Origin of the sequence: Streptomyces sp. NPDC101151 (genome assembly GCF_044768335.1) — a bacterium.
Taxonomy (GTDB): domain Bacteria; phylum Actinomycetota; class Actinomycetes; order Streptomycetales; family Streptomycetaceae; genus Streptomyces.
On sequence record NZ_JBIWPP010000046.1, the window covers coordinates 1 to 24,029 of the forward strand.

General features: G+C 68.6%; 24 protein-coding genes and 2 pseudogenes. 8 read left to right on the plus strand and 18 right to left on the minus strand.

All coding sequences use genetic code 11. The features are described from left to right. Nucleotides 1-76: 76 nt before the first annotated feature. Together ACIRU3_RS41750 and ACIRU3_RS41755 are read right to left on the minus strand one after the other, a co-directional pair. Entirely contained in the window at nt 77-616 is a 540-nt protein-coding gene (locus ACIRU3_RS41750; protein ID WP_404068497.1) for a hypothetical protein, read from the minus strand. A 147-nt stretch (nt 617-763) separates the two neighbouring features. Further along, nucleotides 764-1,315, minus strand: coding sequence for a cysteine hydrolase family protein (locus ACIRU3_RS41755; RefSeq protein WP_404068500.1), 552 nt, complete (start codon nt 1,313-1,315; stop codon nt 764-766). Nucleotides 1,316-1,641: 326 nt separating this feature from the next. On the opposite strand from ACIRU3_RS41755, the gene ACIRU3_RS41760 reads away from it, so the two are divergent. Together ACIRU3_RS41760 and ACIRU3_RS41765 are read left to right on the plus strand one after the other, a co-directional pair. Further along, nucleotides 1,642-1,848 (plus strand): hypothetical protein, encoded by a 207-nt coding sequence (locus tag ACIRU3_RS41760; protein WP_404068503.1) that lies wholly within the window; start codon nt 1,642-1,644, stop codon nt 1,846-1,848. A gap of 189 nt (nt 1,849-2,037) precedes the next feature. Beyond that, on the plus strand, nt 2,038-3,591 hold the full coding sequence (locus tag ACIRU3_RS41765) for an alpha/beta hydrolase (protein WP_404068506.1): 1,554 nt from the start codon (nt 2,038-2,040) through the stop codon (nt 3,589-3,591). Nucleotides 3,592-3,654: 63 nt separating this feature from the next. Here the strand turns inward: ACIRU3_RS41765 and ACIRU3_RS41770 are convergent. After that, nucleotides 3,655-3,792 (minus strand): annotated as a pseudogene (locus ACIRU3_RS41770) (IS5/IS1182 family transposase); the annotation flags it as partial. A gap of 319 nt (nt 3,793-4,111) precedes the next feature. Between ACIRU3_RS41770 and ACIRU3_RS41775 the strand changes: the two are divergent. The 5 genes and pseudogenes from ACIRU3_RS41775 (at nt 4,112) to ACIRU3_RS41795 (ending at nt 9,793) form a co-directional block, all read left to right on the plus strand. Further along, nucleotides 4,112-4,546: a hypothetical protein gene (locus ACIRU3_RS41775; protein ID WP_404068509.1), complete on the plus strand. Its 435-nt coding sequence runs from the start codon at nt 4,112-4,114 to the stop codon at nt 4,544-4,546. A gap of 1,098 nt (nt 4,547-5,644) precedes the next feature. Further along, entirely contained in the window at nt 5,645-5,983 is a 339-nt protein-coding gene (locus ACIRU3_RS41780; protein ID WP_404068512.1) for a hypothetical protein, read from the plus strand. A 2,299-nt stretch (nt 5,984-8,282) separates the two neighbouring features. Then, nucleotides 8,283-8,377 (plus strand): annotated as a pseudogene (locus ACIRU3_RS41785). A gap of 107 nt (nt 8,378-8,484) precedes the next feature. Beyond that, nucleotides 8,485-8,616, plus strand: a complete 132-nt coding sequence (locus ACIRU3_RS41790; protein WP_404068514.1) for a hypothetical protein — start codon at nt 8,485-8,487, stop codon at nt 8,614-8,616. Between the two features lie 34 nt (nt 8,617-8,650). Then, the gene (locus ACIRU3_RS41795; RefSeq protein ID WP_404068517.1) at nt 8,651-9,793 is read left to right on the plus strand and encodes an acyl-CoA dehydrogenase; all 1,143 of its coding nucleotides are present in this window, start codon (nt 8,651-8,653) and stop codon (nt 9,791-9,793) included. 285 nt (nt 9,794-10,078) lie between these two features. Here the strand turns inward: ACIRU3_RS41795 and ACIRU3_RS41800 are convergent, their stop codons facing one another. The 14 genes from ACIRU3_RS41800 to ACIRU3_RS41865 all read right to left on the minus strand — a co-directional run bounded on the left by ACIRU3_RS41800 (nt 10,079) and on the right by ACIRU3_RS41865 (nt 21,495). Further along, nucleotides 10,079-10,810 (minus strand): 3-oxoacyl-ACP reductase family protein, encoded by a 732-nt coding sequence (locus ACIRU3_RS41800; protein ID WP_404068520.1) that lies wholly within the window; start codon nt 10,808-10,810, stop codon nt 10,079-10,081. A 77-nt stretch (nt 10,811-10,887) separates the two neighbouring features. Beyond that, nucleotides 10,888-11,541, minus strand: a complete 654-nt coding sequence (locus ACIRU3_RS41805) for an HAD family hydrolase (protein ID WP_404068522.1) — start codon at nt 11,539-11,541, stop codon at nt 10,888-10,890. After that, entirely contained in the window at nt 11,538-12,542 is a 1,005-nt protein-coding gene (locus ACIRU3_RS41810; RefSeq protein WP_404068524.1) for an AfsA-related hotdog domain-containing protein, read from the minus strand. Before ACIRU3_RS41810 ends, ACIRU3_RS41805 begins: the two co-directional genes overlap by 4 nt. 105 nt (nt 12,543-12,647) lie before the next feature. Continuing rightward, nucleotides 12,648-13,010, minus strand: coding sequence for a hypothetical protein (locus ACIRU3_RS41815; protein WP_404068526.1), 363 nt, complete (start codon nt 13,008-13,010; stop codon nt 12,648-12,650). Nucleotides 13,011-13,066: 56 nt separating this feature from the next. Beyond that, nucleotides 13,067-13,483 carry a nuclear transport factor 2 family protein gene (locus ACIRU3_RS41820; RefSeq protein ID WP_404068529.1) on the minus strand — a complete coding sequence of 139 codons (417 nt, stop codon included), beginning with the start codon at nt 13,481-13,483 and terminating at the stop codon, nt 13,067-13,069. Between the two features lie 104 nt (nt 13,484-13,587). Then, on the minus strand, nt 13,588-14,394 hold the full coding sequence (locus ACIRU3_RS41825) for an enoyl-CoA hydratase/isomerase family protein (protein ID WP_404068531.1): 807 nt from the start codon (nt 14,392-14,394) through the stop codon (nt 13,588-13,590). Nucleotides 14,395-14,436: 42 nt separating this feature from the next. Continuing rightward, nucleotides 14,437-14,985: a biotin/lipoyl-containing protein gene (locus ACIRU3_RS41830; RefSeq protein ID WP_404068533.1), complete on the minus strand. Its 549-nt coding sequence runs from the start codon at nt 14,983-14,985 to the stop codon at nt 14,437-14,439. Between the two features lie 8 nt (nt 14,986-14,993). After that, the gene (locus ACIRU3_RS41835; protein ID WP_404068536.1) at nt 14,994-16,016 is read right to left on the minus strand and encodes an alpha-ketoacid dehydrogenase subunit beta; all 1,023 of its coding nucleotides are present in this window, start codon (nt 16,014-16,016) and stop codon (nt 14,994-14,996) included. Continuing rightward, nucleotides 16,013-17,044: a thiamine pyrophosphate-dependent enzyme gene (locus tag ACIRU3_RS41840; RefSeq protein ID WP_404068539.1), complete on the minus strand. Its 1,032-nt coding sequence runs from the start codon at nt 17,042-17,044 to the stop codon at nt 16,013-16,015. The genes ACIRU3_RS41835 and ACIRU3_RS41840 overlap by 4 nt, the downstream gene beginning before the upstream one ends. Before the next feature lie 140 nt (nt 17,045-17,184). Beyond that, nucleotides 17,185-18,144 carry a beta-ketoacyl-ACP synthase 3 gene (locus tag ACIRU3_RS41845; protein ID WP_404068542.1) on the minus strand — a complete coding sequence of 320 codons (960 nt, stop codon included), beginning with the start codon at nt 18,142-18,144 and terminating at the stop codon, nt 17,185-17,187. Further along, nucleotides 18,141-19,274, minus strand: coding sequence for an AfsA-related hotdog domain-containing protein (locus tag ACIRU3_RS41850; RefSeq protein ID WP_404068545.1), 1,134 nt, complete (start codon nt 19,272-19,274; stop codon nt 18,141-18,143). The genes ACIRU3_RS41845 and ACIRU3_RS41850 overlap by 4 nt, the downstream gene beginning before the upstream one ends. Continuing rightward, nucleotides 19,208-20,404 carry a beta-ketoacyl-[acyl-carrier-protein] synthase family protein gene (locus ACIRU3_RS41855; RefSeq protein WP_404068548.1) on the minus strand — a complete coding sequence of 399 codons (1,197 nt, stop codon included), beginning with the start codon at nt 20,402-20,404 and terminating at the stop codon, nt 19,208-19,210. Before ACIRU3_RS41855 ends, ACIRU3_RS41850 begins: the two co-directional genes overlap by 67 nt. Beyond that, nucleotides 20,401-20,664: an acyl carrier protein gene (locus tag ACIRU3_RS41860; protein WP_404068552.1), complete on the minus strand. Its 264-nt coding sequence runs from the start codon at nt 20,662-20,664 to the stop codon at nt 20,401-20,403. The genes ACIRU3_RS41855 and ACIRU3_RS41860 overlap by 4 nt, the downstream gene beginning before the upstream one ends. Nucleotides 20,665-20,886: 222 nt before the next feature. Further along, the gene (locus ACIRU3_RS41865) at nt 20,887-21,495 is read right to left on the minus strand and encodes a TetR/AcrR family transcriptional regulator (protein ID WP_404068554.1); all 609 of its coding nucleotides are present in this window, start codon (nt 21,493-21,495) and stop codon (nt 20,887-20,889) included. Nucleotides 21,496-21,581: 86 nt separating this feature from the next. Between ACIRU3_RS41865 and ACIRU3_RS41870 the strand changes: the two genes are divergently transcribed. After that, nucleotides 21,582-23,015 carry an MFS transporter gene (locus ACIRU3_RS41870; RefSeq protein WP_404068557.1) on the plus strand — a complete coding sequence of 478 codons (1,434 nt, stop codon included), beginning with the start codon at nt 21,582-21,584 and terminating at the stop codon, nt 23,013-23,015. Nucleotides 23,016-23,218: 203 nt separating this feature from the next. Here ACIRU3_RS41870 and ACIRU3_RS41875 read toward each other — a convergent pair whose 3' ends face one another. Continuing rightward, nucleotides 23,219-23,980 carry an endonuclease/exonuclease/phosphatase family protein gene (locus ACIRU3_RS41875; protein ID WP_404068560.1) on the minus strand — a complete coding sequence of 254 codons (762 nt, stop codon included), beginning with the start codon at nt 23,978-23,980 and terminating at the stop codon, nt 23,219-23,221. Nucleotides 23,981-24,029: the final 49 nt, after the last annotated feature.

The following is a 24,029-nucleotide window of genomic DNA, read 5'->3' on the forward strand; positions in this document are numbered from 1 at the left end:
CTGGGAGATCCGCGACGACATCCACGAAGCGTTCCTCACTCTCGGATGCGCACTCATCTGCTGGCGACGCCTGAAGTCATTCCGATAGGAGTTCTAAAGGCAACGCGGCGCGTGAAGTCTCCATGATGTGTGTGGGGGGAGATGCGCACACGAGAAAACCGCAGCCGTGGCGATGCGCGCTGTGCGCGTCGACCAGATGGCACTCGGCGTGGGCGAGGTCGTCCCGGTTCGGGCGGCCGCTTCCGGCGCTCTTCACCTCGTCCACACGCCGGTCGGCCGCTTCGGCTCGGACTCGCGGGGTCGTCGTCTCGGGCTCCGGCAGGCGGCGGATCAACCACAGCAGCGTCGACTTGCTCACTCCGGCCGTCAGGGTCTGGGACAAGCAGGCGCCGGTCCGGCCTGCCAGCAGCACCGCGACGCGTTCAGGTACTGCCTGCAGGCCGGCACTTCGCCGCCCGTGCCGGAAGGTCAACCCACCGACCTGCTCAGCGAACGTCGCCTGGTCGCAGGCCGCCTCGGTCGCGGCTTGTTCGACTGTTCCAGCACGCCGGAAGACTGCGCTCCAGGCCGACTCCCCATCTGCGACCCGCCACGATCCACCCGAATCAGCGACCACGATCGAGGGCTGAAGCTCCCGGGCATTCTCCCCATGCCGTCACGGGACCATCACGCACGAGAACTGCAAAACCGCAGTTAAAGCCTCTCCTCGGTAGCCCCGACCGGGCGAAAAGGACTCTGCTGCCCGCCTCGAGCTCTGAGCCCGCTATGCGTGCAGCGGTGCTTCGACGGCGGCGCAGATCTGCGTGCCCATGTTGTGTTCCATCATCCGCAGTGCAGCCTCGGCCAGGTCCGGGTGGATGTGGGCGACTGCGTCACGCACGACCGTCGTCGGCATGTGACGGATGTGCGCGTCGAGGGCCGAGTACAGGACGCACTGCTCGGTGACCTGCCCGCACAGGACGAGCCGGCCGATCCGCTGCTCGCCCAGCAGGTACTCCAGCGGAGTCTGGAAGAAGATCGAGTGCCGGGCCTTCACGACGAACAGCGAGTCCTCGTCGGGCTTGATCGGCTCGACCAGGTCGGCGTGGGGCCCCGCGGTGGCGATCTCGAGGATCTCGTCGTGGTGGGATCGCCAACGGCCGAAGTTGTCGTTGACGTAGATGACGTCCACGCCGATGTCCCGGGCCTGTGTGATCAGCCGCCGCACGCCCGGCAGCGCCTCGCGCACCGATGGGAGCAGCAGCTCGGCGTCCTCGTGCTCGTAGGTATTGATCATGTCGATCACCACGAGCGCCGTGGTCTCGGTGTGGGGCATTCGTCGGCGTCCTGGGTCGCGGTACGGGCGGCGGCGCGTGGCAGCGTAGCCGCAGGACCGGCCGGCCGCCCACGTCCCACACCGTGCGTCGGAGCCAGGAACAGGCATGTGGCGGACCGCCTCGCGGCCGTATGACCCTGGCCGTCGCGCTCAGACGTTGATCGGCCCGGCCCCCTCACGCAGGACCCGGGCCTCACGCCCGTCCAGAGCAGCGAGCACCTCGGCGAAGGCGCCTGCGTCTGGTCCTCGTCCAGCCGGGTGATCAGTGCCGCGTCGGCTCCCTCGCCCAGCAGATCCCACCAGCGGGCCGGAATCGCATCGAGTGGTTGCAGCAGCATCTCGGCCTACCCGCCGCAGGCCAGGCCCGCCTGAAGTGCGTCGTCGTGGACGGACACTTCACAGACGCTCGCCGTGCGTCCCTCGGCCAGGGCACCGGCTTCCGCGGCCAGGTGTTCATCGAACACCCCGCGATACAGCGTGCCGTTGCAGGTGTCGTCCTCGCCGACGAGGGGGTGAGTGGGGTGTTGGGGTAGAACTGGCTGTGGGCGAGGACGTCGGGCAGGGGCCGTGCCAGCCTGCGCTGACCTGGCCCTGGGGACAGGTGATTTTTAGGCGGTCGAAGTCGAGGCTTGTATCCTGAACGCATTCGGCGATCGGACGATCACGGGTACGGGCATGCGGGGACGGGGCGCGCGTCCAGGGGCGGGAGCACGGGGATTTCGATGAGTGACGCACATCCGATACGCAGCCGCAGACCGGGCCTCTCGGTCGGCGCGCGCATCATCGCCGTGGTCGTCCTCACCGCGATCGGCGCCGTCGCCGCCTGGCTCCAGCACGACGCTCCCCGCGGGAGTGCGGAGCCGCGTACGGAGTTCACCGCGAACAACCCGCCCGCCGGTCTGCCCACCGCGCTCACTACCGGCCAGCACCTCCACTGGTCCCGCTGCACCTCGCCGCCCACCGCGCGCACGGGCTACGACTGCGCCGCCATGAAGGCCCCCCTCGACTATCGGAAACCGGACGGCAGGACGATCGACGTCGCCCTGATCCGCCGCAAGGCCACCGGGCCGAACGCCCGGCGCATCGGCTCGCTCGTCCTCAACTTCGGCGGCCCCGGCGTGTCCGGCGTGAGCGGACTGCCTAAACGCCTCAACCAGTACGAGCCGCTCCTCGACCGCTACGACCTGGTCTCCTTCGACCCGCGCGGCGTCGGCGCGACCATCCCCGTGCGCTGCGGGAAGACCGCGGACGACACCGGCTCCCACGGGGCCGACGCCTGCGCCGAGCACTCCGGGGCGCTCCTCCCGTACATCGGCACCTCGCACACCGCGCGCGACCTCGACCTGATGCGCTACCTCCTCGGCGACGAGCGGCTGCACTACTTCGGCGTCTCGTACGGAACGGCGCTCGGCGCGGTCTACGCCCACCTGTACCCGCCGCACGTCGGACGGCTCGTCCTCGAAGCGTCCGTCGATCCGACCGAGGACCTCGACGAGGAGCAGGTGTCGCAGGTCAGGGCGGTCCAGGCGTCGTTCGACCGATTCGCCGCGCACTGCGCGGCCCGTATCCGCCACTGCCCGACCGGCGACGGCCCCGAGGAGGCCGCGCGACGCATGGCGCGCCTGGCCGACCGCCTGGAGAAGAAGCCCGCCCCGGCCGGCGGCGGAAGGAACCTCGACGCCGACGACCTCGCGTACGCCGTCAGCGACCATCTCAGGCTCGGCACGGACGGCTGGACGCCGCTCGCCAAGGCCCTCACCGCGCTGATCGACCACAACGACGGCCGTCCACTGAGCAAGGGTGCCGACGACATCGGCTCCGCCGACCGCGCGGCGACCCCGCGCGACAGCAGCCGCGCCGCCCTGACCGCGATCACCTGCGCGGACTCCAGCCTGCGTCCCGGCTTCGAACGCCTCGACCGGGACGAGGCCCGCATCAAAGCTGCCTCACCTGTCTTCGGCGCAGCATGGTCCACCGGCGTCTACCTCTGCTACGACTGGCCGTTCGACGGCGAGCGCGCCACGCTCCGGGTGGACGCCGACGGTGCAGCCCCCGTCCTGGTGGTCGGCGGCACCGGCGACCCGATCACCCCCTACCCCGGCGCCCGCCACATGGCCCGCGCCCTGGGCGACGGCGTCGGCGTCCTCCTGACGGCCCAGGAGGAGGGCCACGGCACATACCCGCAGAACCGCTGCGTCACGGAGACGGTCGACCACTACCTCCGCACGGGCCGCACCCCGGCTCTGGGGACGGTGTGCCGGGGCAGCATGTCCTGAAGCCCGTACGGATCGGCCGGGCGGCTTCGATCACCCCCTCGTGATCGCCGCAGAGCCGGATCCGACGATCTCGACGTCGGTGCCGAGGGCGGCCCCGTGCGTGGCGACCTGGTTCTTGAAGCCCTGGTCGACCAGGGCCTTGCTGACCGAGCCGCCGGCCGCGACGGCGACTTGGTCGAGCAGAGCGATGCCAACGGCGCTGGTAGTACGTTGGCGCGATCGACACCCACTGCTCGTCGGACAAGTCGCTCTGGTACAGCCTGCGTTCACTCACCCCACCGATCCCAGCAGGCCACCTGCACCGGACCGGAACGTTCCGGCTCCGCCCACACCATCAAGCGACACCAGAACGACTCATGGACCACCGAACCGCCCACTGGATGAGGGCCTTGGGGGGATTGGCCAAGATCGTGAGACGGAACCGGGTTGGCCACCACGGAGACGGCCGAGGATCCCCAGGTCAGAGCATTGGGTTTGGCCAAGAAGACGAGAACCTACACGCCCCGAGTGGGTGGTCCACGTGGCCACGACGCACTCCACTGTGCAGGACATCGAGATGACCGCGATCATCCATGATGATCTCGCCGAGCGGGAGTTGCTACCCCGCGAGCATGTCGTGGACAGCGGCTACGTCACCCCGGCGCACATTGAGAGGGCCCGAGTGCACGGCATCAACCTGCTCGGCCCGGTCGTGGCCGACAACAGCCGCCAGGCCAAGGCCGGTTCGGACTTTGCCAAGTCGTCCTTCCCCTTTGACTGGGACCGCCGGCAGGCCACCTGCCCCCAGGGCGCGGTCAGCCGGGAGTGGAGGCCGCTACGGATCAGCGGACACGACTACATCCAGGTCAAGTTGGCCAAGGCCGACTGCCTGGCCTGCCCAGTCCGCCCGCAGTGCACCACCTCCGCCACCCGGCCAAGAGCCCTCAGCCCTGCTGCCCACCCGCAAACCTCATGAGATCCAGATGCACAATCGGCTGGAGCAGACCACCGCAGAGCGGCAGCACCGCTACGCGATCCGGGCTGGCATCGAGGCCCCCTCTCCCAGAATGTCCGCGCCTACAGACTGCGCCGCTCCCGCTACCGCAGGCTGGCGAAAACCCACGTCCAGCACGTACTCACCGCGCTGGCCTGCAGCATCGCCCGCATCGCGGACTGGATCACCACCCCACCCACAGCCCGCCGCCGAGCAAGCCACTTCCGTGCGCTGTGCGCCGCCGCCGCATGACCCAGCCAACATCACCAACAGAGTCTGGCCATTGGGCCAGGCCCTGGCGGCAACCAGCGAACGGAACGCAGGTGCGGGCTGCCCATTTGGGTAGTGAGGGCGTTGGGCTATGGACAAATATCTTTTGCGTGTCCATATTTTGCCCACGCAGATGAACCACCGATCTGATTGCACCACTGCGCGACACGGTTTTTGATACCAGCACACAAGCCACCCATCATAATATCAGCTGCTTGCGCACTCTTCCGTGTCGCGGCTCAATTTCCCGCCATGCGCCTGCCGTTTCCGAGGCGTGGCCGCAGGCCAATTTAGCCACGCGGGGCCACGGCCCTGCCGTCATCGATTGCCGACGCTCATCTACTAGCCCAGGAAGGACTGGCGTTTATTATGCATCACCCCAGAGGGGCACCATTGCGGCGAGGCCGCCTGGTCGGAGTGTCAGTGCTCACCGCCGTGGCACTAATACCGCTTACCGGGACTTCAGCTCAGGCCACGGATGTGGACAAAATATGCGTACGTGCTGTGCCTGGGTACCCCAACTCGTATGGCTCCTGCGAAAGATACGCAAACCCGCCGTACACGGCAGTTATTTCTGACTGCAACTCCGGGATAGCCGGTGGGGCCTATAGAAGGGATCCATTGCCCCCGCTCGGTGAGCTTGTGTGGTATCAATACCCCACCTCATGCCGATTCCAGGCGTCCGGGCCACCCGCAATAGTCGATGGGATGCCAATGAAGGTGTCCCAGACCATGAACCAATGTCAAAATTCCACGTCGGGCAAGATCGACGTCATATACTCTAAGACGGTAACCCATACAGTTTCGGACATGTATGGGAATCAGACCTCGGCTAAGGCATCCTTGAAGCTCGGGAAGGCCTTGGAGCTGGGAGTGGAATCAGCTTTCCAGTATCAGCATACGGTTTCCGACAGTACTTCCTACACCTCCACGACTAGGGTCGGCGAGGAAGTACCCCCGTACACTAAGGGATACCTCCAGTTCACGCCCTACATAGCGAAAACGAAGGGTACGCTTTATGCCACGTACCCGTACAACGTCTTTGGAACCAAAGAATGGGGGACGACTGTCACCTCATATGCCCCGATCCTCATTGACGGAACAAACGTGCCGGACGGCGAGTGGAAAATAGAGCCGGTGCCCTGCTAGCTGCCCAGCGTGGTCACCGTTTAGCCACGTGGTCGACATTCATGACAGCTAAGCTTAGATTTAAAGGCTTCCTCTCGGTCAAGGCCGAGGGGATTCCTTTTTGTGGCGGGTTTTGCCGACGGGGCGGCCGACCTGGAGCCCTTTTCATGTGTACGGCTGACGTGTGAGGTGTTGGTGGCTCTCCTACGGGATAGAAGGTCGCAGCCCCGTCACCCTGCACTTGCAGGGGAATGCTGATGCCTGCCTGGACCTTGTAGGGGACTTCCGGAAAACTGACCCTGCCATAGACACCAGCAAAAGTGAGATCGGCGGAATTCGGATCCACCTGGACGAGGAAACAACCTCCAGGGACGGGTGCCCCGACGCCGGTGGTCGGCTGTGGCGGGGGAGGCGAGTCGGCCACCGCATCACCAGCGCCGATCCCGCACAGCACAGTGGCGGCGATTAGTGCGGCAGTAATCCTGGTTTTGGTGGTGATGGGCATGATGGTTGCTCCGTGCGGGTAGGACGTGGGCTTCAACCGGTTTTCATTGTCAGATGCAACCGCCCGTCACGCCGTCGTCTGACCGACTGGTTCGCCGGCGGACTGCAAAACCTGTCGTGGTGCGCGAGTCAGGGTGGGTTAAGAAGCCGTATCTCAACCGATCATGGAACGTGCGGGTCGAACAGGTTTCCCGCCGGGGTGATCTTCCCCGTGTACGCGCATGAAGACAAGGCCTATCGGTAGCTCGGGGATGCGAATCTGACCGAGCAGTGCCGGGAGACCCTGGTGTCGTTGTTGTACGCGTCCGAACCCGTTCAGTTCAACTCGGCTGCGGCTGGCCCACCTCCAGAGTTCGCGATAACCCGCGGACCGGGTGTCCATGACCGCTCCCAGCACGGAAAGCACTGCAGCCACATGGACGTCCCAATGCGCGTCGACACCGAGGACGACCTCGTCCCCAACAACCGGCCACATCGGCGCATTTTGGATCGCCAGGGGGAGCCTTTTGCTCTATGAGCCTGCCGGTCTGCGCCACCGGACCGACAGAGCGATCAGCCATGAGACAGTGCCCACTTCGCGGCACACACCCTCAAGACACGTTCGGAGCAGTCCGGTGGCAGTGCTCCCACGCTGGAGGTCGGCGAAGGTAGGACAAGACACCCCGCCCGAGATGTCACGAGCCAGAACCAGGCGCGGGAGCACACAACCCATATACCCAGGTCCCGACGGCTTGCGATCGCTCGCAGCACTGTTTCAGGAACGTAGCGATCTTGCGGGGCCGGCGCTCTGATTGCACCGTTCCGTCCGTGGTGGCACGGAGGTTCGCCCGTCGACGTGACCAGCCAACAACCACGCCAGCTCAGGTGAAAGCCCCGCCCCACTGCGGCGAGCGGGTCCGGATTCTTCCTGCTCCCGCCGGCTCGCACCGGATCGTGTCAGGAAGTGACCGAATAGCCCGCATGGAATACGTCGCCAAGCCGGCAGATGCGCGATTACCTGTCACAGCCGGTGCGTTGACACCAGGGCTTCCCCCGCCCGCCGAGCACGGGCATGTATCAACGGTTCCCGACACCCCCTGACCAACAAGCACTTCAATCTCTCGTGGAGCCGCACTGACGGAACGACACCGACACCCTGGTGCACCGCGGCCCCAGCTTGCAAGCAGTCACAATCCCGAAAAGAACGGTCTCTCAATGACGATCGGAGCGTTGTCCCGGGCGCGGGCTTCGTCCGCCGCGGCCTCGACGGCCTCACGGGTGAATTCCCTGGACAAGTCGCATGCGTCGTTCGGACTGGGGGCCGTGGGAAAAGGACCTGCTCAGCAGGCACCTCGCCGACGGCTCACCAGTACTCTGTGGCAGGGCCTCGGCCGAGCCGTGGAAACCTGCGTCGCCGCCCATCGCGGCGGCCTGCGCAATTCTTCGCCCAGCGGCATGTCGCCGGAGGCCACCGGAGAGGCTTCCGGTCGACCGCAGGACGACTCGGCGCCCGTCGGCCAGCGGGCCGAGCGGAAGAAGGCAGCACATGCCCTGGTCCACGAGCTGCTTGATAGGCCCACTCCCTCCGCATTGCCGCACCGTCCGACCGGCCATGAGCCCCTCCCGATACTCACCCGCACCAACGCCTCCTTGCGGGGGAGTTGGCAGTCCTGCCGGTGTGACGCGGGCCGTCGGGGCGGAGCTGACATGGGTCATCCGGACCACCGGACGGTCTATTTCTACGCTGCGGTCAGCGCGCCGTCAGCACCGCGTCAGTGCTGCCTGCCAGTCTTTTCCGTGTGAAGGCAACGGGGCACCACCCCGGGGCCAGAAACGAGGAGAGGTGCCCGGAGTGGTTGATCGGGGACCAACGAGCGCGTCTCGAGGTCGGACCCTTCGGGGTCCACGCAGGTTCGAATCCTGCCCTCTCCGCCGCACGGCCCGCCCGGTCGGCCCCCGTGCCTGCGCGACGGCCCCGGCAGCGGCCCGGTCCCCGGAGCAGGTTCCGGCGGTGCGCACGTCGAGCAGCTATGACGTTGATGGACAGACTGAAGACCTGCTCCAGGAGTTGCCGTATCTCCGGCGAGGCCGACCATCCGATGCTCAAGACCTCCCGCGTCCAGGGAGTGAGCCGCGACGTCAGCCCGTACGAAGCGGTGTTCGGCACGTGAGGCCGGCTCCGCACGTCCTTTCCGGAGGTTTCCCGTGCGGTCACTCGACACCGCCCGCTCCGTGTGCGAGCGGATTCACCCCTGGCTGCTCAAGGAGCTCGAGCAGAGCCCGTACCTCGAGCGCGAGCGGCCCGGGAGCCCGGCCGTCGATTTGTTCCGCATGCATGGCGGGGTCGGCCTTCTGATACCCGGGAGGTACGGGGGCCACGAAGCCGACCCGCTGGACGCGCTCTGGGTGCAGCTGGCGCTCGGCTCGGTGTCGCCCTCGCTGGTCACGGCGGTCTCCATGCACCACCGCGCCGTGGCGATGCTGTACTCGCTCGCAGCCGAAGGGGGCCGGCTCGCCGACGAACAGAGCGCGCTGCTGCACCGGATCGTGCCCGACCAGTTGGTGCTGGCCTCGGGCTGGGCTCAGGGCCGCACCGCCCGGAACGTCCACGAGCCCGCCGTGGTCGCACGCCCGGTGGAGGACGGGTTCCTGCTGTCCGGCGCCGAGAAGCCCTGCAGCCTGTCGCGTTCGATGAAGCTGCTCGCCGCGAGCGTCGCCATCCATGGCGGCAAGGGCTGCGAGCCCGAGCCGGCGCTCGCCCTGGTGGCCGCCGACTCGCCCGGATTGAGCGTGCACCCGTTGTGGACCAACGCCCTGCTGGGGGGCGCGGAGAGCGACGAGGTGCGCCTGACCGACGTGTTCGTGCCCAGTGGCCTCATGGTGCGGGCAGGTGCCGACGACCCCACCCGCCTCGACGACCTGCGGTCGACCGGGTTCGTCTGGTTCCAGATGCTGATCTCGGCCGGTTACGCGGGCGGCGCGATGTGGCTCGTGGAGCAGGTCCTCGACCACCAGCGCGGCACGGCGGCGGAACGGGCCGCCCTCGCCGTCGACATGGAGGCCGCCGTCGCGCTCCTGGAGAGCGTCGCCCGGGCGACAGCTCCCGCTCCCGGCGACGAGGACTCGATGGCCCGCGTCCTCGTGGCCCGCTGCGCCGTCCAGAAGGCTCTGCCGGACATCGCATCGCGCGCCCTGGAACTGCTCGGCGGCATGCCGTTCATCTGTGTCAGCGAGCAGGCCCAGGTCGCGGCGGCGGTGCGCGCCCTCGCCTTCCACCCGCCGTCCCGCTCCGCGGGCGCGGAGTGGCTGCTCAGGTACTTCGACGGCGGCTCCCTGTGGCCGGCCTGACCCGGCCGTCCCTCCGGCGGCGCGCCGGCCCCACCACTGTGCCTCCGGGTTTCAGGCACCACGGTGGGCGTCCCCGGCGGGCCCCGGTTCCCGCAGTCGCTGCCGGAGCCGGGAGCGGTACGTCGCCACGGCCTCCTGCACCGCTTTTCGAGGTGCGGGCTGTGGCCGGTCGGCGCGCCCGGCGACCTGGCCCGGGCGCGTGGCGTGGCCGAGCAGCGGCTCCCCGGACGGTGACGGGCCATCGCGCGGGCCCATCCGAGGAGACTCGCGCCGCCTGCCTCCGCGTCACGTGATGCTGAAGGCCGACGCCGCGATGCCGCCGTCCACCGTGAGGGTCTGTCCGGTGACATACGATGCGTCGTCGCTCGCCAGGAACCGGACGCAGGCCGCGACCTCCTCGACGTGTCCCGGTCGTCTCATCGGTACCTTCTTGCGGGCCGAATCCTCGAAATGCCCTACTTCATGCGTGAGGTCCGTGCGAATGAGCCCGGGAGCGACCGCGTTCACCGTGATTCCCTTGGGTGCCATTTCGACGCCCAGGGCCCGGGTCAGGCCGGCGAGGCCCGACTTGGCCGCGGCGTAGTTCGCGGCGCCGGGCAGGGCCTGTTGGGCGAGGATCGACGTGACGTTGATGATGCGGCCGTGCGCCGCCCGCATCATCGGTCCCAGGGCGCGCGCCGAGGCGTGGTAGGCGGCCGTCAGGTTCACGTCGAGCACCTGGCGCCATTCGTCGTCGTTCATGGCGAGCAGCAGGCCGTCGGCACGGATGCCGGCGTTGTTCACCAGGACGGCCACCCGCCCGAAGCGTTCTTCCAGCATCCCGAAAGACCGGTCGATCGCCTCCGGGTCGCGTACATCGCAGGCCACTTCGATCGCCGTGCCGCCCGCGCCTTCGATCTCGGACACGACCGACTCCGCGGCTTGGCGATTGCGGAGGAACCCCACCGCGACCGGCCGCCCGTCGGCAGCGAGTGCGCGTGCGACGGCCGCGCCGATGCCTCGGGAACCGCCGGTCACGAAAGCACAGCCGACGTGCGGAACGACCACTTTCTGGTCGCTTTCCTCAGTTCTTCGGGTCACGGCTCGACGTGGCGTCACGTGCCGCTCACTTTCGGCTGTTCGCCGATCAGTTGCGACAGCTGTTCGGCGGCCGATTGCGCGTCGGTGAAGTGGATGGCGTGCCAGCCCGCGGCCCGTGCGCCCATGCAGTTCTTCTCTGTGTCGTCGATCAGCACGCAAGCCTCGGGCGGTACTCCTGCCCGGCTCGCCGCCAGCTCGAATATCTCGGGACCCGGTTTGCGGCATCCCACTTCGAAGGAGAGGACGACGTGATCGAACAACTCGTCGACGTCGACCATGCGGCGCCAGCGCTCGTCCCAGCTCGGGACCATGTTCGACATCAGGCTCACCCCGACACCGCGCCAGCGTATCGCGCGCAGGGTCTGAACCCACTCCCGGTTGGCCGGCCGGCCGTCGAACCATGCCTCGCCGAAACTGCGTACTCCGACGGGCCTGCCGAGCGCTTCGGAGACCAGGTGCAGCCATGCCGGTTCGTCGATCATCGGCGTGTCCAGTGGCTCGAGGAGGTCCGAGGTGCCGAATCGGGCACTGACGGTCCGTACCGCACCCATGAACTCCTGCGGGGTGAGCCCGTTGTCCGCGCAGAACTTGGCGAGGCTTTCCTCGATGGGAGGGGTGAGGACGCCGCCGAAGTCGGTCCACACCGTCGTGACCGGGTATGCGCTCATGATTCCTCCACTCCGCGGGTCAGGGTCACTCCGATCTCGGCGACCTGTTCACCGCCTTGCTCGATGGCAACAGGGATCTCGCACTCGCCGGTCTCGGAGGCGGGCAGCGCGGCACGGACCGTGACCGGCGCGTCCAACTCCACGAACTGGGAGAACCGTCCGGCGAGCCGGGTGAGGTGCCAGCCCCGCATGGCGTGTCCAGCGGCGTCCACGACCGATACGATCAACTGCCGTGCGGCCTCGGTGAGTACCGACATCGTCACGTGGTCGTAGGGGTGGTCGAAGAGCGCGCGATTGGCCAGCGGCAGCGCGACCCGCGCCGACATCCCGCCCGCGTCGTGCACCAGATCGGCAAGGACGACGTTCAGGGGATCGCGCCTGCCCACGATGTGCGGCTGGGCCAGTCCGGGATCCGGCCGGTAGACCATGTCGGATGTCCACGGCGGTGGAGTGTCCCGCTGAGCGGTGCGCAGCATTTCCTGTTCCGCGTGGTCCAGGAACCGGCCCTTGGCCTGGAGGGTCGCGACCTGCCGGCCGCCGGCGAAGACACGCTGCTTGCAGATCCCGGCGCGCGGGCGGCCACGGCGCACGCGGGTGAAGGGGAACTCGCCGGCGATACGCAGATCGATCACGGGCTCGTCGCCGGGCCACGCGGCCGGCTCGGCGATGTGCAGATGCCAGTCTTCCGGGATCGCGACGACGTTCGCCTCGACGCCCAGTTCATGGGCCGTCGCGGATCCCGCCTGCCTGCAGATCTCCATGATGAGCAAGGGGTCCACCGTCATCGTCGACCCGTGGTCGTTGTAGTACGCGTGGTAGGCCGGGAGTTGTGCGGCAAGGGCCACGCGGCCGTCTCCCAGTGCGCGCACGTCGGTGATGAACACCTCGGACACCGCGGACCGGTGCACCCGGCGGCGATCGATCGTGCGGTCGAATGACAGGGCGACATCCTCGTCGAGCCGCCACTCTTTTGGTTCTTCCACGACACTGACTTCTGTCACGCCTGGTGTCACCTCTCACGCTGCTGCCATGGCAGGGATCTCGACGCGGCACTCCGCCGCGCAGGGGGTGAGCCCCGCCGCGGGCGCCGCGGCGGGGCTCACGGATCACGCGCCGCCGTACATGTAGAAGGCGGTGATCTGCCCCTCGTCGTCACGGATGTAGAAGTCCCGGCCGGAGCGAAGGACGTTCCCGTCGGGTGCCGTGATGGTCCACTCCTGGTAGATGCCGTTGTCGTTCTCCACGGTTGTCCCGTAGTTGAAGGCGACACCGGCTCCCTGGATCTGCTCCCGGTTCACCTGAGCCATGTTCGCCAGGATCGCGTCGCGCCCGGTGAACTTGAGGTTCTCCCCCGCGACCCGGTGCACGGCGGATGGTGCGAAGACTTTCTCCGCCAGGGCGCGGCGCTCGTCGTCGTCGTGCGTCTGCCACGCCCTCAGCAGGGTGTCCATGAGTTCTTTGACGTCCACTCGGTTTCCTCTTCTTGTGGTGTGCGTTTCTTTGGTGCGCGGCGAGTTCGACTGCCTCAGGCTGTGGCCGCGTAGAACCGCTCGAGCATCGGGACGTCGGTCAGGTGGGTGTCGATGGTGGTGATGAGCCCGGACCTGACCGTGAAGACCAGCGCCAGCCATTCGTCGAGCGGGAGGGGCTTTTCGGCCGTGTTGTGGATGGTCGCGACGATGCTGCGGCTGCCGATGTGCAGGTGCTGCGGGTCCGTGGTGAGCTGTGCGGCGTCGATGGCCTGGGCCCGCTCGACCACCGCCTTCGGCCCCACCGCGTCGCCGGAGATGCGCGAGTTCCCGGGCAGGGACCAGACCACCTCGGGGTCGAGCAGTTCGGCCACCCGGTCCCATTCCTTCCGCCTCGCCGCGGCCAGCATTTCCCCGACGACCGCGGCATCCTTCTCGGTCACGACGGCGTCGATATCAAGGTCGTGCGTCATGCACAGCGCCCTTTCTGCTTCATCACTTGTTCACTGGATTCATGTCCCGCGGTGACTGCCGGCGGGTCAGTTGCGCTTGCGCGACAACGGCGCCGGAGACCGGGTCATCGCACGCTCCCGAAGGTGGGCAGTTCGCCGCGGCGGCGGGCTGCCAGCGCATGGCGCATGTCGTCGGTGAGCATTCCCTCGACGAATACGCGGTGTTCGTTCCTCATGTGCTCGGCAAGAGTCGCGAAGGCCGAGTCATGCACCAGTTGTTTGGCCGCTGTCACGGAATGGCGGGCGCTGCGGGTGAGGCCGGTGGCGATCTCAAGAGCCCGCTCGTGCAGGTCCGCGGCCGCCACCACCGTGGTGACGAGCCCGTCGGCCTGCGCGCGCGTCGCCCGGATGACGGGCTGCTCGAGGAGCAGCTCGACGGCCTTCGCGGGGCTCAGCACCCTGGGCAGCAGCCAGCTCATCGCTCCGTCGGTCGACGAACCCAGCGCACCGTAGCCGAAGTTGAACTTCGCCCGGTCGGAGGCGATCCGCACGTCGCAGGCCAGGGCCAGCGAGAAGCCGGCGCCCGCGGCTTGGCCGTGCACAGCGGCGATCACCGGGCAGGGCATCGTGTACAGGTTCTCCACCAGGGCTGCCAGCGCCTCGGTGCGACGCAGCCAGTGCGCGCGGACCGCTTCGTCGTCGCCGCCGAGCACCTCGTCGAACTCGTCCAGCGGACCGCCGAGCGAGAAGTGCGGACCCGCACCGGTGAGGACGACCGCGCCGGCCTTGTCGTTGCGGGCGAGCGCGGACGTCTCGCTCACCAACGCGTCCGTCATCTCGGTGTCGAGGACGTTGTGCCGCTGCGGCCTGTTCATGGTCAGCACGACCACGTCGCCGAACATCTCACGGCATACGGCCGGCCCCTCAGTCATGGCAGACCACGACCCGGTGCGCGGCGAAGGCCTGGTTCGTGCTCAACTGGGTTCCTCCTGACCGGCGGTGGCCGCGGCGGCACGGACGTCATCCTTCGTGATCACACCGCCGTCGCCGGTGCCCATGACGTCCCTGAGCTCCACACCCAGCTCGCGAGCGAGCCGCCGTACCACGGGAGCCGCCGTGACGCGCCCCCGCTGCTGCGCCTTCGCGGGCAGCCGCCGGGCCGGGGGTTCGCCCGCCCCGGCCGCCGGAGCCGGTATCTGACCGACGAGGTGGGTGGCGCCGCCCGCGGGCGGCTGCTGGCCCCGTGGTCCGAGCAGGGAAACCAGTGGTGCGCCCACCGGGACCATCCTGGTGACGTCGGCATGCAGCGCGGTGATGCGTCCTTGGTACGGCGTGGGCAGTTCCACGGTCGATTTGACCGTCTCGACCACCACCACCGGCTGGTCGATCTCGACCACGTCGCCGGCCTCGACCAGCCACTCGATGATCTCCGCCGAGACCAGGCCCTCGCCGAGGTCCGGCAGGACGAACACGCACTCGGTCGTGTCCTCGGTCGCCGTCTCGGCTGTGTCACGTGTCGTCATCCGGGCGCTCACGCATCCTTGAAGGTGGCCGCGACGGCGTCCAGGACCCTGGCGACACTCGGCAGGTAGAACCGCTCCAGTTGGGGAGGCGGGTAGGGGATGTCCAGGCCGGTGACGCGCCGCACCGGCGCCTCGAGGTAGGCGAAGCAGCGTTCGGTCACGCGGGCGGCCACCTCGGCGCCGAAGCCGCCGAAGCCGGACGCTTCGTGCACCATCACCGCGCGGCCGGTACGCATCACCGCCTCGCACACGGTGTCTTCGTCGAACGGCACGAGTGAGCGCAGGTCCACGACGCAGAGGTCGTAGCCGTCCGCCGCCGCGGCATCGGCTGCCGCGAGGGCGATCGGCAGCGCGGGCCCGTAGGTGATCAACGTGGCGTCGGTTCCGGTACGGCGTACGACCGCCCGGCCGATGGGCTCGACCTCGGCGGTGAGGTCGACGTGGGCGGTCTCCCAGTACAGCCGCTTGGGTTCGAAGAACAGCGCGGGGTCGGCGCCGTCGATCGCCTGCCTCAGCATGCCGTAGGCGTCGGCAACGGTGGCGGGTGTGAGCACATGCAGGCCCGGCGTGTGCGCCGCGTACGCCTCGGACGAGTCGCTGTGGTGTTCCACGGCGCCGATTCCACCGCCGTAGGGGATGCGGACGACGACCGGGGCCGCCAGGGTGCCCCGGGTCCGGTTCCGCATCTTCGCCAGATGGCTGACCGTCTGCTCGAAGGCCGGGTAGGCGAACGCGTCGAACTGCATCTCCACGATGGGCCGGGCGCCGTAGAACGACATCCCGATCGCCGCGCCGAGGATGCCCGCCTCGCAGATCGGCGTGTCGAAGCAGCGGTGCTCGCCGAACTCGGCCAGCAGTCCGTCGGTCGCCCGGAACACGCCGCCGAGGTGCCCGACGTCCTCACCGAAGACGACCACGCGCTCGTTGTCCCGCATCGCGTCGCTCAACGCGGAGTTGATCGCGGTGACCATCGAGACCGCCGGTGCTGTCACCGGCGCCGTGGTGATCTGGGCCGGCGTCTCGGTCGTCATGCGATCTCCCTCTCGGCGATTTCACGGGCCTGCTCCAACAGTTGGGGCGTCGGCCGGGCATAGACGTGCGCGAACATCTCGGCGGGCGCGGGTGTCTCGTAGCGGGTGACCTCCTGCCGGGTCCGCGCGGCGAACTCTGCTGCTTCCTCGTCGATCGCGCGCTGCACGGCGTCGTCGAGCAGGTCCTGGGCGCGCAGCGTCGAGGCGAGGCGGGCGACGGGATCCTTCTCCCGCCAGGCCAGGGGCTCGGCGGGGTCGCGGTAGCGGGAGGGATCGTCGGCGTTGGTGTGAGGTGCCATCCGGTAGGTGAGCGCTTCGATCAGGGTCGGTCCGCGTCCCGCCCGGGCTGCCTCGACGGCGTCCGCCACGGCCCGGTGGACCGAGCCGAAGTCGTTGCCGTCGATCTGTACGCCGGTGATCCCGTAGCCTGCGGCCTTCGCAGACAGCGCTTCGGCTCGGGTCTGCTTGGCGAGGGGCACGGAGATCGCGTAGCGGTTGTTCTGCACGAGGAAGACCACGGGCGCGTCGTACACCGCCGCCAGGTTCACGGCCTCGTGGAAGTCGCCCTCGCTGGTGGCCCCGTCGCCGCACAGCACCATCGCGACCACGTCGTCCCCGCTCAGCCGCGCCGCCATCGTCAGTCCGACCGCATGGGCGGCCTGTGTCGCCAGTGGCGTGCAGTGCGGCGCGGTGCGGGTGGCCTTGGGGTCGTAGCCGCAGTGCCAGTCGCCGCGCAGCAGCGTCAGCGCCTCGCCGGGCCCGACGCCGCGGCTGACGACGGCCACCGAGTCACGGTAGGTGGGAAACAGCCAGTCGGTGCTCCGTAATGCCGTCACGGCGCCGACCTGACAGGCCTCCTGGCCCAACGACGACGGGTAGACCGCGAGACTGCCCTGCTTGGCCAGGTTCGTGGCCTGCTGATCGAATCGGCGGCCGATGACCATTTTCCGGTAGCCGCGCAGTAGCACGGCGTCTTCTTCACTTGCCGGCGGCGACACCATGGTGGCGGCCGCGTTCGAACTGGTCATTGCACTCCACTCCTCGATGAGGTTGGACGCAACACGGATCCCCCGTGTCTGCAAGGAAATCGATGGGCCTCGGGGCCAGGGGCGTGAAAGGGGTGAGGAGCCGGTTCCGCAGAACCGGTTTCGGACAGTCGCCGTACAGGTCACGCGTGCCTGCACGCCTTCCACCCGATCACGCCCGCGCCCCAGGTGAATCCGGCACCGAAAGCGCCGAGCACGACGGTGTGCCCCCGCTTGAGCCGGCCGTCGTCCTGCGCTTTACGAAGGGCGAGCGGAATCGAGGCCGCTGATGTGTTGCCGAATTGATCGACATAGGAGGCGGCGCGCTCGGGACTGAAGCCCAACTGCCGGACGACCGCCTTGAGGATTCTGCTGTTCGCCTGGTGGCAGACGAGCAGGTCGACATCGTCCTGGGTGATGTCGTGCGCGGCCAGGGCCGACTCGACCTCGTCGGTCATGGCCTCGACCGCGGAGGCATAGACCTGAGCGCCGTCCATTCGGACGACCTTGTCGTCATGGTCGACGTACAGGGCGTCGGCGTACTCGGCCGCGGACCCGAACGAAAGGAACGGAACGCAGGCATCGCACACGGCACCGCGCTGTGCCTCGACCAGGACGGCTCCTGCGCCGTCGCCGAACAGTACGGCGGTATTGCGGTCCGCCGGGTCGGTCAGGCGGGACATGGCATCCGCGCCGACGACCAGGACGCGGTCCGCCGAACCATGGCTGACCCGTGAGACCGCGTAGTCCAGTGCGTAGAGGAACCCGGTGCAGGCGCCGTTGACATCGACCGCGCCGGGCGACCCGGCGCCGATCAAGTGGCCGATGGCCGGCGCGAGGCCCGGCGAGAGCCGGTCCGGCGTGCTGGTCGCCGCGACGATGAAGTCCACGTCCGACGCGCCGACGCCGGCGTCGTCGAGCGCTTGCGTGGCCGCCGCGGCGGCGAGCTCGACGACCCGTTCACCGGGCTGGAGGTGGTACCGGCGGCGCACGCCGGTCCGGTCGAGGATCCACGCGTCCGAGACCCCCAGGTCCGCGAAGGCATCATTCTCGACCGCTGTGGCAGGCAGGGCCGCGCCCACTCCGGAGACGACGACGCTCATGACAGCCTCCCTTCCGATGGGGTCTCGGTCCCGATAAACACCCGGAACGTGCACGTCGATGTGGTCCGCGTACCCTGACGTGCTGCGACGGTGATCTCGGCGCCCGCGTCGCCGGCGCCCGCGGCCTCGTCCGCGGCCCAGGACACGATCCGCAGCGCGGGTGGCGTGTCCAACTCCGCGAAGCTGGTGAAGTCCAGCGCGGCGTCGTGCGTGTGGACCCGGTCGACCGGAGTACCGGTGGCTTCGGCGAAGGAGAGTACGGCCAGTTGCCGGGCGCCCTCCGCGATCATCATGCCCGGATAGTGGTCGAGCGGGCGGTCGAAGAATGTGGGAGGCGTGTGCGGCACCAGCAGGCAACTCGCCTCCCGCGCAGGCCCGGTGACCCGACCGATGAAGACGTTCTCCGGGAACCGCCTGCCGACCCTCTGCGGCCGCTCGGGGACGACGCGGCCCATGGGCGCCTCAGGTCGTCTCCGCCCGTCCTCTCCCCTCATCGCGCTGTAGGTTTCCGGCGCCAGGAATCCGACCAGGCCGTCGCACCGAGCAATGGGCCGCCCGTCGACGATGCAGTGAACTGGCCCCGCTGCGGCATAGGGAACACCGGATGCGTTACGACGGACCAGTTTCTCGGAGAAGGCGATGACCGCATGCTCGGCACCGACGGGGGCAGCCGGTTCGGTGATCAGAAGGTGCACGGTGCGCAGCACGAACTGATGGGTCAGCGGAACGCCGAGCAGCGTGTGCGCGATGACTTCCAGGCCTTGCCGCATGAATTCGGCGAGGTGCAGCGCGTCGTACTGGTCGATCACCGAGTCATTGAAATAGCGGTGCGCCCTCGGCAGGGTGCCGGCCGCGGTGAGCATGCCGGTGTCCTGGTGGCGTGCGACGTCGTTGATGAAGACGTCTTCGCCGGACTCCTTGTGCGCGCACCTCCGGTCGACGGTCGTGGTGGTGCTCAGGCCGAGCTCGTCCGGTGTGTATGCCGGCCACGGTGGTGCGGCGGTCGCGGCTCGGCCGGACACCCGGTCGGCGGGTCGAGTGATCTGTCGAGTGGTCTGCACGTTCAGGCCCCGATCACGATGGTGACGTTGTGGCCGCCGAAGCCCATCGAGTTCGTGAGCCCGATGCACCCCTTGTCGGACGGTTTCAGCGCGAGCGCGGTCTGCACGTGTGTGAGCGGGCCGAGTTCCTCGTCCGGCTCGGTGAGTCCGTGGGTCGGCGGTGCGGTCCGGTACCGGAGCGCCTGCAGGGTCGCGATGGCCTCGACCGCGCCCGCGGCGCCGAGCAGATGCCCGACGTAGGACTTGGTGGAGGAGATCGGGATGCCCGCCAGGGCGTCCCCCAGTGCGCGGCGCAGCGCGGTCGACTCCGCGGCGTCGTTAAGCCGGGTTCCGGTGCCGTGCGCGTTGATGTACGCCACGTCCCGCACGTCGATCCCGCCGTCGGCGAGCGCCGCGCGCACCGCGGCCGCGGCGAAGGCGCCCGACGGTTCCGGGGCTGTGACGTGGTGGTGATCGCTCGTCACGCCGTAGCCGAGGATCTCCCCGAGTACAGGGGCGCCGCGGGCCCGGGCGGTCGACGCCTCTTCGAGGACGAGGACGCCCGCGCCTTCGCCGAGGATGAAGCCGTCCCGTGTGCGGTCGAACGGCACCGATGTCCCGGTCGGCGACAGTGCCCCGCTGGAGGTGAACATCGCCTTGGTGAAGTCGCTCGTCGCGGCCTCGGCGCCACCGACGATCGCGGCGTCGGCCTCTCCTGAGCGGATGACCCGGGCGCCGGCGACGATCGCCTGTGCTCCGCTGGAACAGGCGGTGGCCAGGGCGGATGTCTCGCCGGCGAGGCCGAAGCGCATCGACAGGTGCGCCGGTGCGGCATTGGCCATCAGCAGCGGAACCGTCAATGGCGAGACGTACTCAGGGCCTTCTGTCCGCAGGACGTTCAGCTGGGCCTCGAGCGTGTCGAGCCCGCCGATCGCGGTGCCGATGACGCAGTGAACCCGCTGTGCCGGGGCGGGCGGAGCATCGCCCCAGCCTGCCTGCCGGACGGCCTCGTCCGCGGCCGCCACCGCGAGCTGGCAGAACCGGTCCATGCGTAACGCCTCGCGCCTGCTCAGCACCTTCATCGGGTCGAAGTCGGCGCACCGGCCAAGTCCGTCGGTGATACCGCTGTCCCCGCGCACGGCACCGTGGTGGAGTGCTTCGGCCCCGGCTCCGAGGGGGGTGACCGCTCCCATTCCGGTGACTACGACGCGCCGCCTCACGCTATTTCCGCGCGCTCGCAAATCACGGACAGCACGTCCGAGATCGTCACCGTGTCGACGAAATCACCGGGCTTGACGGGGATACCGAGCTTCTTCTTCACGGTCTGACTGAGTTCCACGACGTCGAGCGAGTCGAGACCGAGGGTGTCTAGGGTGTCGTCGAGGGAAACGGATTCCTTTTCGACGCCGATGGATTCGATCTGATTGATCACGAACTCTTGGATGCGCTTGCGGTCGTGCGTGTGGGAATCGGTCGACACAGTACTCTCCCCGTAATTGACCGTGTGCTCCGAGCGCGCTCCGAGGCGCGCTCTCTTACTGGATCCCTGATCCACGATTGAGGTGCTGCCGGCAGCTGAGGTGCCGCGGCGACCTGAGGTTGACAACGTCAACTGACATTCACTGTGACGGGCCCAGGTTGACATCGTCAACCAGAGACGCTGTGACGCTCGTCACTCAGGCGGCAGCAAAGGGGGAACTCCTCAGCCCTGCACGGAGACCCAGTTCCGCAGGGCCAGCGCGACCAGGTCGGGCATGGCTTCGACGCCGTCGACCGTGCGCGGCTCGCGCAGGCGGCCCGAGAGCGTGAGGTCCACCAGGCCGTGCAGTGCCGCCCACAGCAAGGTGCCGGCCTCCCGTACGCCGCCGGCGGCGAGCACGCCATCGCCCTTCGCCTCGATGACGAGATTGCAGAGGACCTTCGCGCACGCGTCGGTGGCGCGCTCGAGCTCCTCGCTCGGAGTGTCGATCGCGATGTCGCCGAACATGAGGCGATAATGGGCCGGCATCTCCCTCGCGGCCCGCACGTAGGCGAGGCACGCCCGGTACAGCGGCGTCCCCCCTGCAGCCTCGTCGGCCGCCCCGTGCCGCATCGCCTGGGTGAGACGATCCATGCTCCGCGCGGCCACCGCGCTCAGCAGATCGTCCTTGTCGGAGAAGTGGCGATACGGCGCGGTCCGCGACACACCCGCCGCCGCGCCAACCGCACGCAGGGTCACGTACTCCGGGCCCCCGCGCGTCAGCAGCGCGCTCGCCGCCGCGACCAGCGCGGATCGGGCACCACCCGTGTCGCCTCGACTGATTGTTCCCACGTGACAAACTCTACGCAGGTTGACGCTGTCAACTTGACCGTCCTACAGTAACGCTCCCGGCCTCGACCACTGCAGGAAGGCCTTTTATGAACACCCCTCAGGGTCACCCCCGTCGGTGGGTCATCCTCGGCATCATGTGCTTAGCGCTGGTGATCGCGTCTCTGGACATGCTGATCATCACGATGGCGATCCCGTCGATCAGAACTGAACTCGGCGCGACACCAGGACAGTTACAGTGGACGGTGGACGCCTATTCGCTGGCCTTCGCCGCCCCGATCCTTTTCGCCGGTGCGCTCGCGGACCGTTTCGGCCGCCGACGCGGCCTGCTCACCGGCCTGCTCGTTTTCCTCGCCGCCTCGACGGCGGCCGCATTCGCCGGATCCGCGGAAACACTCATCGCCGCCCGCGCGGGCATGGGCCTGGGCGCGGCAATGATCATGCCCTGCACGCTCGCGATCCTGGGCCAGGTCTTCCCGCCCCACGAGCGGGCCAAGGCGATGGGTATCTGGGTCGGCGTCGCCTCGCTGGGCATTCCACTCGGCCCGATCGTCGGTGGCCTCCTCCTGGAGAACTTCTGGTGGGGATCGGTCTTCCTGATCAACATCCCGATGATCGCCGTCGCGGTCACCGGATGCCTGGTACTCATCCCCGAATCCCGCAACGAACGCCACGCCGGCCTCGACCTGCTCGGCCTCGTACTCACAGCCGTCGGCTCGCTCGCGCTCATCGACTCCATCATCGAGGCCCCTTCCCACGGCTGGACCTCGCCGCGCACACTGACGTTCCTCATCGGCGGCGTCGCGATCCTGGGCGCCTTCATCTGGTGGGAGCAGCGCACCAGCAGCCCGATGCTCAGCCATGCCGTCTTCCGCGACCGCCGGTTCGGCGGACCGCTTGTGACGATCTCGACCGTCTTCTTCGGGGTCTTCGGCAGCCTCTTCGTCATCACCCAGTACCTGCAGTTCACCCTGGACTACCGTCCGCTGACCGCGGGCCTGCACATGCTCGGGATGTGCACGGTCATGTTCATCGCGCCGATGGCACCGAAGCTGGTGCAGCGGTTCGGACTGGGACCGGTGTCCGCGCTCGGCCCGTTGCTGGTCGCCGTCTCCATGGCGGTCCTGGCGTTCGGAGACGATCCGTCGAGCCTGCGGATTCTCATCTCGCTCGGACTCCTCGGCTTCGGCATCGGCTTCGGCGCCCCGACCTCGGTCGACTCGGTCGTCGGTGCCGCTCCGCCGGAGCAGTCGGGCGCGGGATCGGCCGTCGCCGACGTCGCGATGAACCTCGGCGGGGCCCTGGGCATCGCCATCATGGGCGCCGCGGCGAGCACGACGTCGACCGGGGCGCTGAACGACGTGACGCCACCGATGATCGCCGGTGCGTGCGTGGCCGCGGCCGGTTCGCTCGTCGTGGCCGTGATCCTTCCCCGCGGCCGCATGCAGACGGCGGCCCGGACCGGGGCGGCCGCAACGGAGGCCGAGCACACCGAGACGCCGCTCATCACCGACCAGGCCTGAGCTCCAGAGGGGTGGCACGGGCGTTCTCGGCGCGGCGACCAGGATCTCAAGATCGCCGAGTCGGCATGGGCAGCGACGACGGTCTCGTCGGCGGCCGGGTGGTGGCACTTCGCGGCATCCAGCGCTCATGATCCGACGTCTCATCGGCGCGGCGGCCGCCACGGCAGGAGTCACCGGGACCAGGCACCGTGGCGGAATCCCGGTTACTCGGCGGGCACCCGCAATGCGGCCAACACCGGCAGGTGATCCGTGGCTGCCCGGAGGTCTCGTTCCAGGACCCCGGGCAGCCCCATCGGCACCCCGCACCCCAGTACCTCCACCCCTTGCGCCGCGAAGACCGCATCGATCCGCTGCAGCGGGTCGCCCAGCCGGGTGGTGTGCTCCCGCCCCCATGGCTTCGTCACCCACCCGTCCTGCAGGGCATTCGCGAGCAGGCGGAAGGTAGGCCCGTCGGGCCGGTCGTTGAGGTCGCCCGCGGCGACGGCGTACGACGCGTCCAGGGCGGACAGCCGGTCGAGGAGGAGTCGCCCCTGCTCGTAGCGCTCCTGCTCGTTGATGCTCAGGTGACAGCTGAGCACCCCGAGCCGGGTCCGGCCCAACCGCAGCACGGCCGTCGCGAAACCGCGCTGATGCAGGCCGGGTGTACGGGGCAGCAGGACGTCCTCGGTGCGTTCCACGAGGGCGCGATGCGAGGAGAGGATCATGGGGCCGGAAGCCGTGGCGCCGCCTGTGACGTACACGAGCCCGGAGGTTCGGGCGAGGCGGGCGGCGGCCGTGCGCCAGCGGAAGAACCGCGGCGCCTCCTGAACGCAGACGACGTCGGGACGACAGGCCCGGATCACGCGGGCGAGGGCCTCGACGTCGTCGCGCATGGAGCGGACGTTGTAACTGAGCACGCGCACGACCACGGAGCCGTCGGGCTCCGTCGCCGACTCGGGCAGATCCCGCAGGCTTTCCCTCCCCATGCTTTCCCTTCCCGCCGCGACGGCACGATGCGAGACGGCGATGTCCGGC

Excerpts from the sequence above, each read along its gene's own strand:
- ACIRU3_RS41755 (WP_404068500.1), bottom strand. The coding sequence starts at position 1,315 with ATGCCCCACACCGAGACCACGGCGCTCGTGGTGATCGACATGATCAAT.
- ACIRU3_RS41765 (WP_404068506.1), top strand. The coding sequence starts at position 2,038 with ATGAGTGACGCACATCCGATACGCAGCCGCAGACCGGGCCTCTCGGTC.
- ACIRU3_RS41780 (WP_404068512.1), top strand. The coding sequence starts at position 5,645 with ATGTATGGGAATCAGACCTCGGCTAAGGCATCCTTGAAGCTCGGGAAG.
- ACIRU3_RS41790 (WP_404068514.1), top strand. The coding sequence starts at position 8,485 with ATGGACAGACTGAAGACCTGCTCCAGGAGTTGCCGTATCTCCGGCGAG.
- ACIRU3_RS41805 (WP_404068522.1), bottom strand. The coding sequence starts at position 11,541 with ATGAGCGCATACCCGGTCACGACGGTGTGGACCGACTTCGGCGGCGTC.
- ACIRU3_RS41820 (WP_404068529.1), bottom strand. The coding sequence starts at position 13,483 with ATGACGCACGACCTTGATATCGACGCCGTCGTGACCGAGAAGGATGCC.
- ACIRU3_RS41825 (WP_404068531.1), bottom strand. The coding sequence starts at position 14,394 with ATGACTGAGGGGCCGGCCGTATGCCGTGAGATGTTCGGCGACGTGGTC.
- ACIRU3_RS41830 (WP_404068533.1), bottom strand. The coding sequence starts at position 14,985 with ATGACGACACGTGACACAGCCGAGACGGCGACCGAGGACACGACCGAG.
- ACIRU3_RS41835 (WP_404068536.1), bottom strand. The coding sequence starts at position 16,016 with ATGACGACCGAGACGCCGGCCCAGATCACCACGGCGCCGGTGACAGCA.
- ACIRU3_RS41840 (WP_404068539.1), bottom strand. The coding sequence starts at position 17,044 with ATGACCAGTTCGAACGCGGCCGCCACCATGGTGTCGCCGCCGGCAAGT.
- ACIRU3_RS41845 (WP_404068542.1), bottom strand. The coding sequence starts at position 18,144 with ATGAGCGTCGTCGTCTCCGGAGTGGGCGCGGCCCTGCCTGCCACAGCG.
- ACIRU3_RS41870 (WP_404068557.1), top strand. The coding sequence starts at position 21,582 with ATGAACACCCCTCAGGGTCACCCCCGTCGGTGGGTCATCCTCGGCATC.
- ACIRU3_RS41875 (WP_404068560.1), bottom strand. The coding sequence starts at position 23,980 with ATGGGGAGGGAAAGCCTGCGGGATCTGCCCGAGTCGGCGACGGAGCCC.